We start from the raw sequence: 15,208 nt of genomic DNA, 5'->3' as shown, positions 1-15,208 counted from the left end.
CCTCTCCTTTACTGGTTGCCGGCGCTGTTGGCAACAACAGGAGTGGCGACAGCGGCCATGCCCTGCGGATTAATGATCTCTACCAAAGATTGGTCTTTCAGGTTCTGTTGACCACGGATAACCAGTTGCTCTCCCGCTTCCAGTCCACTGCGGATCTCAACTGTGTCGCCATTGCGGTAGCCCAGCTCGACTTCTCGGCGCTCGGCATTCCCTTCACTCACTACATAAAGGGCCTGGCGGTTGTCCTGATTAATTACCGCCTGATAGGGCACGGTAATCACGTCTTCATGGGTATCATATTTGAGCTCAACCCGGGTAAACATACCGGCTTTCAGCTCCCGCGAACTATTGGGGACACTCAGGGTCACTTTAAAGGTGCCGCTGGACGCATCTACCACAGGGCTTATCCTCAGGACACTGGCGGCATAGGCACGATTAGGATCGCGGCTGGTGTAGATGTCAGCAGTTTGCCCCTGTTTTAAGCTTTGCAGCTGCTTTTCAGGCAGGTGCACAATGCCGTGCAATTCTTCCTGATTCACAATGTGGAAAAGCGGGTCAAACTCTTTGGCCATATTGCCCTGTTTGACATAGCGAACAGCAATGGTGCCGTCAATAGGGGAGAGTACCCGGCTCTCTTCAACCTGAAGTGCGGCCAGATCTCGCTGAGCCTTGGCTGCCTGCAGGTTGTACTCCAACTTAGCTATCTGCTCGGCACTGACAAAATTCTTGTTACTGATCTTTTTCAGGCGGTCCAATTCCTGCTCAATAATGGACACTTCTGCAATTTTTGCGTCCAGTGAATACTGCTGGCGGTCTGCATCGATCACAGCGAGCAGGTCCCCTTTTTTCACTTTCATCCCTTCCTCAACCGGCAGATATTCAATCATGCCAGCAATACGGGTCACTACTTTGGCCTCTTCAGGGGCTTCAAGGGTAGCTGTGGTGCTGTAAAAAGAGGTGATATCACCACGGGCGACAGAAGCTGTTTCAACCGGAATGGCATATTCCTTTTCTTCTTGTTTGGCTTCTTCCTGCTGACATCCTGTCAACCCTCCCAGCAGTGCCAATGAAACGGTGAGGGGCAGTAGTGATTTGCGCATAGTTCGTAATTCCATCTTGATTACCTGTATGTTCCGATTGAGTAACATCTAGCAGGTAGTGTGCCAAATATAAAAAACCTTCAAATACATGTGCTTGACGCTTGTTCGTGAGCGCTGTTTATATTGCTTGCGCAAAATATGTAGCTCAAATGTTGATTAAGTGATGAATATGACTAAATAACCCTATACGTAAAAACGCAAGTTGGTTGGCAGAGGTATTTGCAACAATTCATGTTTAAAGGTTTGGCCGGCAATACAAATCCGGAGTTTGGAGAGGTTGAAGTGAAGCTCAGGCGCCGTCAGTCAGCGCCCGAGTCAACAGGGTTTCAGAGTTTGAAAATATTGTCTTTACTGTCTCGGTCGACCAGTTTCACAAATGGATCTACACCAACGTAGGTAGGCGCTTTATCCAGCTCGAATGACAGTTTGTTCTCACCACTTTGCAGTACGTGCTTTTCGAGCACAAGCACATCCTCCGCATTGGACAGAGTATCCGGGTCGGCTGCAAACAGGCCTATGTCAACCCGCTCGCTGAGCTCGGCTTGTTTTTCTTTACCCTCGTCATCAGCCTTCAGCTTGCCTGCGTGGATGGTCAGATCTACCCGTACCTTACCATTCTCCAGAGTAGTCAGGGTTGCATCTTCCAGACGCAGGTCATAAAGGGTTATCTCCTTGAATGAACTATCGATAAAGGCCTTCTGCTCGGCATTCAGTCCCCGCTTGAGATAGTCCACCAAATCCATTGTGGTCGGGAAGGGAGCACTGCGATAGCGGAAGCGCTCGGCAAACGCGCCCAGGTTAGCATTGAGCCGGGCTTCGCCGATGGCATCTTTAATTGCCATCATGATCACAGAGCCTTTTTGGTAGTGAATGTATTGCTGGTTTTCACTGCGAAGCAGAGGCATTTCGGCAATTCGCTCTGACGCGCGACCACTGAGGTAGCGGTCCAGCTCATACCTCAGGAAGCGGCGCAGCATATGCTCACCGTATTTACGCTCCATGACCATCAGGGCCGAGTATTGCGACAGGGATTCTGAAATGACAGCACTGCCCTGAACATTGGCCGCACCTACCTGATGTCCCCACCACTGGTGAGCAACTTCATGTGCAGTGACATAGTAGACAGGGTCAATTTTGTCTGGGTCACGCAGATCGGTAATAAAGCCGATACGCTCGGAGTAGGGGACTGTATTGGCGAAGCTTTGGGCAAAGCTGCGGTATCCCGGGAACTCCATGATACGCATTTGGCGGTGCTGATAGGGGCCGAAGGCTTCACTGAAGTAATCGATTGAATCGCGCACAGACTCCATCATTCGGTCTACGTTCCAGGGATGTGCAGCATGGTAGTAAACTTCAATGTTTATCCCTTTGTACTCCTCTTTTTTCACTGCGAACCGGCCCGATACTATGGAGAAGAAGTTCACCATAGGGCTGTCCATTTTGTAGTGAAAATAGTTGCGGCCATCCTGTTGCCACTCCTTGATAAGGTAGCCCGGCACTATGGCTGTTTGATCCGCAGCGGTACTGACTGTGGCTTCAAAGTCGATAAATGTACCCTGAGCACCGAAGAAGTTCTCATTATGGAACTGGGTATCCTCCAGTTTGTTGGCTCTGTCTTTAGGTTCGAGACCACGCTTTTCACGCTCGTGACGGTCAAGCAGTTCAGAGTCTGGTTGATAGCCAAATACGGGCAACAGCGAGAAGTTATTGATAAAGGTGCCATTGTCGACAACTTCCCAGTCGAAGTCTGTTTCCGCTATGCCATTGGAGTCCCGGACCAGAGAGATCTCCCCTGAGACTTCTGCCCCCGGTGCTATGGGCGAATCGAAGCTGAGCCAGCCCACAGGAAGATCCGGGTCCAACTCGCCGAATCTGGCTCCGGCGATATCAAAGCTGATGCTTTCAGGGTCTGTATGATCAGGTAAGGCGACCAGCACACGGGAAATGTTTTCGTCGGTATTATTCTGCCAACGCATTTCGACTCTGGCTTGTATCCGTCGGTCTGCAGGGAAAATATCGAAGTACCCGGTGACACTCTTGGGAGACAGCTCGGGCATATCCTGATACTGGCGATATCGTTTCTCGTAATTGGCCTGCCGCTCCAATCGGGCTTCATCTGTCAGGTAATGGTTCAGTATGGTGGTTTGGTAGAAGAGATACCCCCCCATGCAGACAAATACCAGAGAGGCACTGATTGCCAGCAATTTGCCACCATTCCCCAACTGGTAACCCAGGAGCTTTAGCCTGGCTTTGAGACCAACTTCCGGGCCGCGACGATACAGACCATAGGCGATAACAAACATGAGGACAGTAAAGGCTCCCCAATAGATCATATAGAGTCCATGGGTTTCAAGCTGCCAGCCATAGCCATTCATATCTGAGTAAGGCATATAGGGTGATGCGGCGAAATTATTGAGGCTGTGACCATAACCCCAGGTGGCCAGTACCAGGCTGATGATGTAGTAGCCAACGAACAGCCCCATCCCGGCATATTTGTTGGGCGCCAGTACCTGCAGAAAGAAAGCCAGCACCACAGACATCATTAGAGGAAGCAGGATTAAAAAGCCGAGACTGATAGCGTACTGGGTTAACTCCAGCTCCATCTGCCCTTTGATTAACTGGAAACTGATTGTGGTGGCCATAGCAAACAGGTACAGGAGTAACATCACCAGACTCAGGGCAACAAATTTTGAGCTGAGAAAGATGTTGTTGGACACAGGCATGGCATCAATGATGTCGCCAATCCCGGTATTCCGCTCGCGCCAGACAATTTCACCACAATAGTACACCAGCACTATGACCATCAGCAGACCGGTGGAACCGACAATCAGGCTTACCATATCCTGGGTCAGTGGCCAGTTACTGGTGCCATACCAATCCAAATCTCCGGTAAGCATGGGGCCAATCAGGTTGATCACTGTGAGAGCCCCAAGAATGTAGAAAGGCGCGCTGAAAAACACCTGTTTGATCTCAAAACCCACCCGGGTCCAGAACTGTTTGCTGCCGCTGATTACCGGCTGTCTTGCCAGCTCCTGCAATGGCGGCATCGTTGGATTTTTGTAGGCCCTGCTCTTTTTGGCTTCGGTCTTACGTGTCATCGCCGGTTGGCGGTGAACGCCGCTTAACGCCAGTACAGTCAAAGACAATCCCAGCCAAAGCAGTCGGTTTTGCAGCATAAGCCCTTCCAGCCCCATGCTGATGGTGTTTTTCTCCTCTATGGTCCAATAGCGAGCGACCTGAGCAAAGGTTCGTAGACCAAATGGGTCCAGCAGCGCGGCAATCTCACGGTATTGAGGTTGACTGGCAAGCTGTCCGGCAAAGCCATAGACCACAAACAAAGCGACTGCGGTGAGGTAAAGCGCCATCATGGAACGGAACTTCTGTGCCATGGCATAAAACAGCACCGACAGGAAAAACAGGGTAGGGGTAACCAATAGGAGCAGTGGCTTGATATAGAACCACAAGGAGATTTCCCCGAAGCGACTGGAGTCAACCCAGGGCATTAATGAGCCCAGCAGGTGCCCCAGGGGGGCCAGAGAGAACAAAGTCAGTACCACCAGAAAGCTACCGAAAAAGCGTCCAAGTTGGTATTGCAGTGGAGACAGAGGCTTTACATAAAGAAGCTCCTCCATCATGGATTGCTGATTACGCACGGCGGAGCTGCCGACAAAATTCACTACAGCAAACATGGCTATGATGCCGGTAATCAACAAGGTTTGGCCGATGGCGAAGGGACTGTTTTTCAGTACTTCGCCGCCGCTGCCTATTTGCACTGTATCTGATGCTGTCGCAAAGAAGCACACCAGAAACAGCAGCAGGCCAACGACATAGAATGAGGGCTGACGCAGATAGTAACGCCACTCAAACGACAGGGTATGTAAGAACATGATGCCGCTCCTTATGCCACTTGTTGACGATGATTGTGTAGCGTCGAGAAGTAAAGATCCTCAAGTCCGGCATCGGTAGCTTCAAATTGATCCGGGCAGGTATCGGCCATCACATTCAACACAGTGCGACCGGCAAACAGGCGTTTTGAGATAACCGGCAACTGATTCTCAAGTTCTGCCGCATCCTGCTGGGACACGGTACGTTGCCAGATTTTGCCTTCAAGCTGGCTCACCAGTTGTTGTGGGTTGCCCTGGAGCAAGATGCTGCCGGATGCCAATACCGCCATATTTGGGCACAGTTCGGCCACGTCATCCACTATATGAGTCGACAGAATTACCACTCGCTCTTCACCCAGGCTAACCAGAAGATTGTGAAAACGGTTGCGCTCTTCCGGGTCCAGACCCGCAGTAGGCTCATCAACAATAAGCAGCTTGGGGTCTCCCAGCAGTGCCTGGGCAATACCGAACCTTTGGCGCATACCACCTGAGTAGCCGCTGACAGACTTTAATCTGTGTTGATAGAGGTTGGTGTGTGCCAGCAACCCCTCGACAATCTCTTTACGCTCTTTGGTGTTGTTTATGCCTTTGAGTACTGCCAGATGGTCAAGTAAGTCGATAGCGGTAACCCGCGGGTAGACGTTGAAATCCTGTGGCAGGTAACCGAGAGTTTTACGAATGGCCATGGGATCGGCAAATACATCAATGCCGTCGAAGGTGATGCTGCCGCTATCGGCGGATTGAAGCGTTGCTATGGTCCGCATCAAGCTCGACTTACCGGCACCGTTGGGGCCGAGCAGGCCAAACAGCCCGGTGGGGATCTCAAGATTGACGTCGTTTAGCGCTTTTACACCGTTATCATAGGTTTTATTGAGGTTTTTTATGCTGAGCATGCTGGTATCCGGCTATTAGAATTAAATTTATCCGAACTTACCAAATTGCCATGTTTCTTAAATGTAATAAATGTAACTGTTTGTATTGGTGGTGGTTAGCCTGAGAAAAGGCAATAAAAAAGCGCCCGAAGGCGCTTTTCGTTAAGGTTCAACCCCGGATTAATCTCTGTCTTTCAGTTCAACAAAGTTACGGGAGTCTTTACCTGTGTAGAGCTGACGTGGACGACTGATCTTGTGACCAGGCTGATCCAGCATCTCTTTCCAGTGTGCAATCCAGCCCGAGGTACGTGCCAGGGCAAAGATTACGGTAAACATACTGGTTGGGATACCAATGGCCTTCATGATGATGCCAGAGTAGAAATCTACGTTTGGATACAGCTTCTTGGAGATGAAGTACTCATCATTCAGCGCGATACGCTCCAGCTCCATAGCAACATCCAGCAGAGGATCATCAATTTTCAGCTCTTCCAGAACTTCATGACAGGTTTCACGCATCACTTTGGCGCGTGGGTCGAAGTTCTTATAAACCCTGTGACCGAAGCCCATCAGACGGAAAGGATCATCCTTGTCTTTGGCGCGTTCGATAAACTCAGGAATGCGATCAACAGTACCAATCTCTTCCAGCATGTTCAGACAGGCTTCGTTGGCACCACCATGTGCAGGTCCCCACAGGGACGCAATACCTGCTGCGATACAGGCAAATGGGTTGGCGCCGGAAGAGCCGGCCAAACGAACAGTAGACGTTGATGCGTTCTGCTCATGGTCCGCATGCAATACAAAGATGCGGTCCATAGCACGTTCAACGATTGGGTTAACCTTGTAGTCCTCGCATGGCACAGCAAACATCATCTGCAGGAAGTTACCTGCATAGCTGAGCTCGTTACGCGGATAGATAAAGGGTTGACCCTGAGAGTACTTGTAGCACATGGCCGCAATGGTCGGCATCTTGGATACCAGACGGAAAGCAGCAATACGGCGGTGCTTGGGATCATTTACATCCAGCGAATCCTGGTAGAAAGCAGACAGTGCTCCCGTTACGCCACAAAGCATGGCCATTGGGTGAGCGTCACGACGGAAGCCACGGAAGAAAAATGCCAACTGCTCGTGGACCATGGTGTGGGTCTTTACCGTTTCGACAAACTGGGCATATTGCTCTTTATTAGGCAGTTCGCCGTAAAACAGCAAATAACAAAGGTCCAGATAGTTGGACTCTTCAGCCAGTTGGTCAATCGGATAACCTCGGTGTAACAGTACACCCTTGTCGCCGTCAATGTAGGTAATTGCTGATTCACAGGATGCTGTCGCTAAAAAGCCTGGGTCAAAAGTGAAGTAACCTGAGCTTCCTAACTTGCTGATATCAATGACATCGTGTCCAGCGGTCCCTTGTTTTACCGGTAGTTCAATTGAGCCATTTTCAGGCAATTCCAATTTGGCTTTCAAATCAGCCATACCCCGTTCTCCTTACTTCATTCTTATGTGAGTGCGGCATATCAAACCAGCCATACTTTACAGGTAACACAGATCACATTTCAATTTAAATAAGCGTTTAAATTGATTAGACCTTGGTCTGAAAGCTTGAGGATTACTATACCCAGTCTAGACTTAACGGGTTAATGCCTCAAAAAAAACAATATTTCGATAATGTGATGTTTGTATTTGACATTTAGCACTTGTATACTTTGAGCGCCCATCTAGGGTTGCAAACGCACTTATCTGAATATCATTTTTTTTACAAGCGAAGGCGATGATATTCCGATTGGTAAACCGTTTGTTTAAAAACATCGTATCTAAAGCCAGTGTTCGTGACGTTCGTCATGGAAAGTAGTTTTACTAACGATTCAAATAACAAAAATAGTGCTCAATGGAGCTGAGTGAGCAGAACGTGAAAAAGCAAAGACCTGTCCATTTAGATCTGCAGACTATTCGTTTCCCTGCGACTGCAATCGCATCCATCCTTCACCGTATCTCCGGTGTCATCATGTTGTTTGCTGTAGGCATCCTTATCTGGTTGCTTAACACATCCTTGTCATCCCCTCAGGGATTCGCCGAGGTGCAGGCGCTGTTTGATACTCTGCTGGTGAAGTTCATCGTCTGGGGTATTCTCACCGCACTGGGCTATCACATTCTGGCGGGTCTCCGTCATATCGTGATGGACACTGGTCGTTGGGAAGAGCTGGACTCGGGTGCAGCAAGTGCCAAAGCCGCTATGGTTCTGGCGATTGTATTCTCAGTTATCGTGGGGATCTGGGTATGGTAACGAATGCAGCAAGCTTTGGTCGCAGCGGCGTCCATGATTTTATTCTGATACGTGCCAGTGCTGTGGTGCTGGCTTCCTACGCCATCTTTCTGGTTGCTTTTATTGCACTGAGCTCTCCGCTGACTTATGAAGTCTGGAGTGGTCTGTTTGCCTCGCTGCCAATGAAGATTTACACCCTGGTAGCTTTGGTTGCCTTGCTGATCCACGCCTGGATCGGTATCTGGCAAGTGCTCACCGATTACGTAAAGAACATTGCACTGCGCGGCGTATTGCAATTCGCCTTTGTTGTAGCAGCCCTTTCTTACCTGGCTGCAGGCTTGATTATCGTGTGGGGTGTTTAAGTGAGTATTCCAGTTCGCGAATTTGATGCCGTGGTAATCGGCGCAGGTGGTGCGGGTATGCGCGCTGCACTGCAAATCTCCAAGGAAGGCAAGAGCTGCGCGCTCCTGTCCAAAGTATTCCCAACCCGTTCTCACACCGTGTCTGCACAGGGTGGTATCACAGTTGCACTGGGCAATGCCCACGAAGACAACTGGGAATACCACATGTATGACACGGTAAAAGGTTCCGACTTTATCGGTGACCAGGACGCCATCGAGTACATGTGCCAGACCGGCCCTGAGGCCATCATCGAGCTGGAAAACATGGGCCTGCCATTCTCCCGTTTTGATAATGGCACTATCTATCAGCGTCCATTCGGTGGTCAGTCCAAAAACTTTGGTGGCGAGCAGGCGGCCCGTACCGCTGCGGCCGCTGACCGTACGGGCCACGCACTGCTGCACTGTCTGTACCAGCAAAACGTTAAAAACAAAACCCAGGTGTTCTCTGAGTGGTACGCCCTGGATCTGGTAAAGAACGAAGACGGTGCCATCGTAGGTTGTACTGCTATCGATATCGAAACCGGTGAAATTGTTTACTTCAAAGCGAAAGCGACTGTACTGGCCACAGGTGGTGCAGGCCGTATTTACGCTTCGACCACCAATGCTCACATCAATACCGGTGACGGTGTTGGTATGGCGGCCCGTGCCGGTGTGCAGCTGCAGGACATGGAAATGTGGCAGTTCCACCCAACAGGTATTGCAGGCGCCGGTGTACTGGTAACTGAAGGTTGCCGTGGTGAGGGTGGTTATCTGCTGAATAAAGATGGCGAGCGCTTTATGGAGCGTTATGCACCGAATGCCAAAGATTTGGCCGGTCGTGACGTGGTTGCTCGCTCAATGATGACTGAAATTCGTGAAGGTCGCGGCTGTGATGGTCCTATGGGGCCACACATCAAGCTGAAGCTGGACCATCTGGGTAAAGAAACCCTGGAAGCACGTCTGCCAGGCGTATGCGAGCTGTCCCGTACCTTTGCTCACATTGACCCAGCCGATGGCCCAATCCCGGTTATCCCAACCTGTCACTATATGATGGGCGGTCTGCCAGCCAAAGTCAGCGGTCAGGTTGTTCGTAAGAATAACGACGGCAGTGAATCTGATGTCGTTGGCCTGTTTGCAGTGGGCGAGATTGCCTGTGTGTCAGTACACGGTGCCAACCGTCTTGGCGGTAACTCTCTGCTGGATTTGGTGGTATTCGGTCGTGCGGCCGGTCAGCACCTGGGTAAGGCGCTGGATGAGACACCAGACCCGAAAGCCGCTTCCACTGAAGAAGTTGAAAAATCTCTTGAGCGCCTTAAGCGTTGGGAAAGCAACAAAGACGGTGAAGACCCGGCGGTTATCCGTAAAGATCTGCAGATGTGTATGCAGCTGAACTTCTCTGTGTTCCGTAGCGGTGACGCCATGAAGGAAGGTTTGCAGGAGCTGCAGAAGATCCGTGAGCGTCTGAATAACGCCAAGTTGTCTGACAACTCCCGCGAATTCAACACTCAGCGTATTGAGTGTCTGGAGCTGGACAACCTGATGGCAACAGCGATTGCCACTGCTTATGCGGCTAACTTCCGTACTGAAAGCCGTGGTGCTCACTCCCGTGAAGACTTCCCTGAGCGTGATGATGACAACTGGCTGTGCCACTCTTTGTTTGACCCTGTCAGCGAAGATATGGATCGCCGCAGTGTGAACATGTCACCCAAGACCCGCGAAGCCTTCCCACCCAAGAAGCGCACCTACTAAGGAGGGGATGAAACGATGAAACTCGAATTTTCTATCTATCGTTACAACCCGGATGTAGATACCAAGCCACGTATGCAGGACTACACCCTGGAAGTGGACGAAGGCGTCGATATGATGGTGCTGGATGCTCTGTTACTGCTGAAAGAGCAGGATACCAGCCTGGTTTTCCGTCGCTCCTGTCGTGAAGGGGTTTGTGGCTCTGATGGCATGAACATGAACGGCAAGAACGGTCTGGCTTGTATTACGCCTATCTCTACCTTCAAAGGTAAGAAGGTGGTGATTCGCCCACTGCCCGGTATGCCGGTAGTGCGTGACCTGGTAGTTGACCTGTCTCAGTTCTATCAGCAGTACGAGCGTATTAAGCCGTACCTGATTAACGATGAGAAGAAGCCTGCCCGTGAGCACCTGCAAAGCCCTGAAGAGCGTGCACATCTTGATGGACTGTACGAGTGCATCATGTGTGCCTGCTGTTCTACTGCCTGTCCATCCTTCTGGTGGAATCCGGACAAGTTCGTGGGGCCGAGTGGTTTGCTGCACGCATACCGCTTCCTGATCGACAGCCGTGATACTGCAACTGATGAGCGTCTGGCTGATCTGGATGATGCCTACAGTGTGTTCCGCTGTCACAGCATCATGAACTGTGTGGATGTATGTCCAAAGGGTCTGAACCCTACCAAAGCGATTGGTCATATCAAATCCATGCTGTTAAACCGGGCGGTATAGATGCAAGATACTGAGCAACAACCTATAATCAGGTAGCTCATTGAGAGTCACTTTCCTCATTATGGGAAAGTGACTCTTTTGTGTCAGGGATGACACGCGCCATTGGATGGGATTCCGGGGCGGCAGAATATAGTATTACGCTGGGCCAAAAAGCTAAGCACGTGTATCAAGTTTGAAAGGAATAGCAATGCACCAAGGCACTATGAAAGCCTGGCTCGATTCATCTCACCTGAGTGGTGCTAATTCGACCTATGTCGAAGAGATGTATGAGGCCTATCAGGACGATCCCTCATCGGTCACTGACGACTGGCGGGCGGTATTCGATAATCTCCCAGTGGTTAACGGGTCAGCTATAGATGCCCCGGAAGCCGCACATTCCAAAGTTCGCGACTACTTCCGTAGTTTGGCACTGGATACTCGCCGAGGCGGCGCAAGCCGGGTATCGGATCCAGAATTGGATGCCAAACAGGTTAAGGTGCTGCAGATGATCAATGCACACCGTTTCCGTGGTCACCAGAACGCTAACCTTGACCCCCTGGGCCTGTGGAAGCGTGAACCTGTCAAAGAATTGAATCCAGCATTCCACGGCCTTGACGCCGACGATATGGACCGTGAATTCAACACGGGCTCATTCGCTCACGGCGGCGAGACCATGAAGCTTTCCGAGCTGATTAACGCTCTGAAGGCGACCTACTGCGGCTCCATCGGCGCCGAGTACATGCATATCACAGATACGGAAGAGAAGCGTTGGATTCAGCAACGTCTCGAGCCGACCATGGGCAAAGCCCAACTTTCCAAAGAAGAGAAGACCCGTATTCTTGAAGGTCTGAACGCCGCTGAAGGTATGGAAAAGTACCTGGGTGCCAAGTTCCCTGGTGCCAAGCGTTTCTCGCTGGAAGGTGGTGATGCGCTTGTGCCTATGATGCGGGAAATCCTGTATCAGGCTGGCGAAGCCGGCACCAAAGAAATTGTTATCGGTATGGCTCACCGTGGACGTCTGAATCTCCTGGTTAACGTACTGGGTAAGCGTCCGGGCGAACTGTTTGATGAATTTGCCGGTAAACACAAAGCAGAACTGGGCTCAGGTGATGTTAAGTATCATCAGGGCTTCTCATCAGATTTTGAAACACCCGGTGGCAACCTGCATCTGGCGCTGGCCTTTAACCCATCGCATCTGGAAATTGTGAACCCGGTTGTTATGGGATCTGTACGTGCCCGTCAGGACCGTCGTCAGTGTGATACGGGACTGCAGGTGATGCCGATCACCATCCATGGTGACAGCGCGATTACCGGTCAGGGTATTGTGCAGGAGACATTCAACATGTCTCAGACCCGTGGCTTTAAAATTGGTGGCAGCATCCGCATCGTGGTGAACAACCAGGTGGGCTTTACCACTTCATTGCATCAGGATGTTCGCTCTACTGAGTACTGTACCGATATTGCCAAGATGGTACAGGCGCCTATTTTCCACGTGAATGCAGACGACCCTGAAGCGGTTGCCTTTGTATCACGTCTGGCTGTGGATTATCGCAATACTTTCCGTCGCGACGTAGTGATTGACCTGGTGTGTTACCGTCGTCACGGTCACAACGAAGCTGATGAGCCAAGTGCCACCCAGCCGTTGATGTATGCCAAGATTAAAAAGCACCCAACCCCGCGTAAGCTGTATGCGGATCAGTTAATCGCTGAAGGCTCCCTGGGCGCAGATGACGTTACCGGCATGATTAATGACTATCGTGAAGCCCTGGATCAGGGAGAGTGCGTGGTCAAAGAGTGGCGTCCCATGACGCTGCACTCAGTGGACTGGTCTCCCTTTATCGGTCATGACTGGGATGTGGCCTACGAGCCTACGTTGCCGATGGAGCGCCTGCAGAGTCTGGCCAGTCGTTTGACCGACGTGCCTGAAAGCCACAAGCTGCAGTCCCGTGTAGCCAAGTTGTACAAAGACCGTTCTGCCATGGCGAGTGGCGAAAAGCTGTTGGACTGGGGTTTTGCCGAGACACTCGCCTACGCCACTATTCTGGAAGATAAAAAGCGGGTTCGTATTACCGGTCAGGATTCCGGCCGTGGCACCTTTTTCCATCGTCACGCTGTGCTGCATAACCAGAATGATGGCACTACCTATTTGCCTCTGCGTAATGTGGCGGACGAGCAGGGGCCAATCGACATTACCGACTCTGTGTTGTCTGAAGCTTCTGTCCTGGCGTTTGAATATGGTTATGCCACTGCAGAGCCAGGTGGTCTGACTATCTGGGAAGCTCAGTTCGGTGACTTTGTAAACTGTGCTCAGGTTGTTATCGATCAGTTTGTTTCATCAGGCGAGCAGAAGTGGGGCCGTTTGTGTGGTCTGACCATGCTGCTGCCACACGGCTATGAAGGTCAGGGACCAGAGCACTCCAGTGCCCGTCTCGAGCGCTTCCTGCAGCTGTGTGCCGACCACAACATGCAGGTGTGTGTGCCGTCTACGCCGGCGCAGGTGTACCACATGCTGCGTCGTCAGGTGGTGCGTCCTATGCGTCGTCCACTGATTGTGATGTCACCAAAGTCTCTGCTGCGTCACCCGTTGGCGGTATCCAGCATGGAAGAACTGGCAAACGGTACCTTCCAGAATGTGATCAGCGAGATTGATGAGCAAGATCCGAGCAAAGTGGATCGTGTGGTGTTCTGTAGCGGTAAGGTTTATTTCGAACTGCTGGAACGTCGCCGCAAGGAAGGTCTGAATAATATCGCCATTGTCAGGGTGGAGCAGTTATATCCATTCCCACATGCAGAAATGGACGCCGAGCTGGAGAAATACCAGCACGTGAAGGAGTTCGTCTGGTGTCAGGAGGAGCCTCAAAATCAGGGCGCCTGGTACTGTAGTCAGCACCATTTCTGGACAGCCATTCCCAAGGGCGCAACTTTGACCTATGCAGGGCGTGAAGCCTCTGCCGCCCCGGCCTGTGGTTACCCTGAGCTGCACAATATGCAACAGCAGCAGCTCGTCAATGACGCACTGAATCTAAAGTAATAGACATTTATAAAAAAGGATATTGATCCATGAGTATCGAAATTAAGGTACCCGTCCTGCCAGAATCTGTTGCCGATGCCACCATCGCAACCTGGCATGTACAGCCCGGCGAGCAGGTTTCCCGTGATCAAAACCTGGTTGATATTGAAACTGACAAAGTAGTTCTGGAAGTGGTTGCCCCTGAAGATGGCCAAATCACAGAATTCCTGGCCCAGGAAGGTGACACAGTACTGGCGGAGCAAGTGATTGCTGCCTTTGCGCCAGGTGCCGTTGCCGGTCAGGAAGTGACCAAAGCCGAAGCTCAGGCTGCCGCACCGGCGCCAGCTGCTGAAGAAGCTGCAAGCGATGAAAGTAATGACGCTCTGAGCCCGTCTGTACGTCGTCTGATCGCCGAACACGGCGTTGACGCCAGCCAGATCAAGGGTACAGGTGTAGGTGGTCGCATTACCAAAGAAGATGTAGAAAGCTTTGTGAAGAACAAAGGTGCTGCACCCGCGGCCGCTCCAGCGGTTGCGCCTCTGGGTGAGCGCAGTCAGAAGCGTGTGCCTATGACGCGTCTGCGTAAGACCATCGCTAACCGCCTGCTGGAAGCCAAGAACTCGACTGCCATGCTCACCACCTTTAACGAGGTGAACATGAAGCCGATTATGAATATCCGCAAGCAGTATCAGGAAGAGTTCGAGAAGAAGCACGGTATCCGTCTGGGCTTTATGTCTTTCTACGTGAAGGCTGTGACCGAAGCTCTGAAGCGCTTCCCGGAAGTTAACGCGTCAATCGACGGCGACGATCTGGTTTATCACAACTACTTCGATGTGAGCATCGCTGTATCGACTCCGCGTGGCCTGGTGACTCCGGTTTTGCGTGATACTGATACCATGACTCTGGCTGAAATCGAAAAAGCAGTCCGTGAACTGGCGATTAAAGGCCGTGACGGCAAGCTGACTGTTGATGATATGACTGGCGGTAACTTCACCGTGACCAACGGCGGCGTTTTTGGCTCGCTGATGTCCACCCCAATTTTGAATTTGCCCCAAAGTGCGATCCTTGGCATGCACGCCATCAAGGACCGTCCTATGGCAGTAAATGGCCAGGTAGAAATCCTGCCTATGATGTACCTGGCACTTTCCTACGACCACCGCATTATCGATGGTCGTGAGTCTGTGGGCTTCCTGGTAACCATTAAGGAATTCCTGGAAGACCCAACCCGTCTGCTGCTTGACCTCTAAGCAAGCC

10 protein-coding genes are annotated in these 15,208 nt (G+C 51.3%); 6 read left to right on the top strand and 4 right to left on the bottom strand.

Annotated elements, in window-relative coordinates; genetic code table 11:
* Positions 1–8: 8 nt before the first annotated feature.
* The 4 genes from L2725_RS11155 to L2725_RS11140 all read right to left on the bottom strand — a co-directional run bounded on the left by L2725_RS11155 (position 9) and on the right by L2725_RS11140 (position 7,326).
* A complete protein-coding gene (locus L2725_RS11155) occupies positions 9–1,115 on the bottom strand; it encodes an efflux RND transporter periplasmic adaptor subunit (protein ID WP_249249027.1) in 1,107 nt (368 codons plus the stop codon).
* A 311-nt stretch (positions 1,116–1,426) separates the two neighbouring features.
* On the bottom strand, positions 1,427–4,987 hold the full coding sequence (locus tag L2725_RS11150; RefSeq protein ID WP_249249026.1) for an ABC transporter permease/M1 family aminopeptidase: 3,561 nt from the start codon (positions 4,985–4,987) through the stop codon (positions 1,427–1,429).
* Between the two features lie 11 nt (positions 4,988–4,998).
* Positions 4,999–5,877, bottom strand: coding sequence for an ABC transporter ATP-binding protein (locus L2725_RS11145; protein ID WP_248935755.1), 879 nt, complete (start codon positions 5,875–5,877; stop codon positions 4,999–5,001).
* Positions 5,878–6,036: 159 nt separating this feature from the next.
* Positions 6,037–7,326, bottom strand: a complete 1,290-nt coding sequence (locus L2725_RS11140; RefSeq protein ID WP_115138544.1) for a citrate synthase — start codon at positions 7,324–7,326, stop codon at positions 6,037–6,039.
* Between the two features lie 412 nt (positions 7,327–7,738).
* On the opposite strand from L2725_RS11140, the gene sdhC reads away from it, so the two are divergent.
* From sdhC to odhB, 6 genes are all read left to right on the top strand, one after another.
* The gene (sdhC, locus tag L2725_RS11135; protein ID WP_115138543.1) at positions 7,739–8,134 is read left to right on the top strand and encodes a succinate dehydrogenase cytochrome b556 subunit; all 396 of its coding nucleotides are present in this window, start codon (positions 7,739–7,741) and stop codon (positions 8,132–8,134) included.
* Positions 8,128–8,475 carry a succinate dehydrogenase, hydrophobic membrane anchor protein gene (sdhD, locus tag L2725_RS11130; RefSeq protein ID WP_115138542.1) on the top strand — a complete coding sequence of 116 codons (348 nt, stop codon included), beginning with the start codon at positions 8,128–8,130 and terminating at the stop codon, positions 8,473–8,475. Before sdhC ends, sdhD begins: the two co-directional genes overlap by 7 nt.
* Positions 8,476–10,242, top strand: coding sequence for a succinate dehydrogenase flavoprotein subunit (gene sdhA, locus L2725_RS11125; protein WP_249249025.1), 1,767 nt, complete (start codon positions 8,476–8,478; stop codon positions 10,240–10,242).
* Between the two features lie 15 nt (positions 10,243–10,257).
* On the top strand, positions 10,258–10,965 hold the full coding sequence (locus L2725_RS11120; RefSeq protein WP_115138540.1) for a succinate dehydrogenase iron-sulfur subunit: 708 nt from the start codon (positions 10,258–10,260) through the stop codon (positions 10,963–10,965).
* A 187-nt stretch (positions 10,966–11,152) separates the two neighbouring features.
* Positions 11,153–13,975, top strand: a complete 2,823-nt coding sequence (gene sucA / locus L2725_RS11115; RefSeq protein ID WP_249249024.1) for a 2-oxoglutarate dehydrogenase E1 component — start codon at positions 11,153–11,155, stop codon at positions 13,973–13,975.
* Between the two features lie 29 nt (positions 13,976–14,004).
* Complete coding sequence (gene odhB, locus L2725_RS11110; protein WP_115138538.1) at positions 14,005–15,201, top strand: 2-oxoglutarate dehydrogenase complex dihydrolipoyllysine-residue succinyltransferase; 1,197 nt, start codon at positions 14,005–14,007, stop codon at positions 15,199–15,201.
* Positions 15,202–15,208 lie beyond the last annotated feature (7 nt).

The sequence above is a fragment of the Shewanella corallii genome (assembly GCF_023349125.1).
In the GTDB taxonomy this organism is placed as follows: domain Bacteria; phylum Pseudomonadota; class Gammaproteobacteria; order Enterobacterales; family Shewanellaceae; genus Shewanella; species Shewanella corallii.
This window is presented reverse-complemented; position numbering and strand designations above follow the sequence as displayed.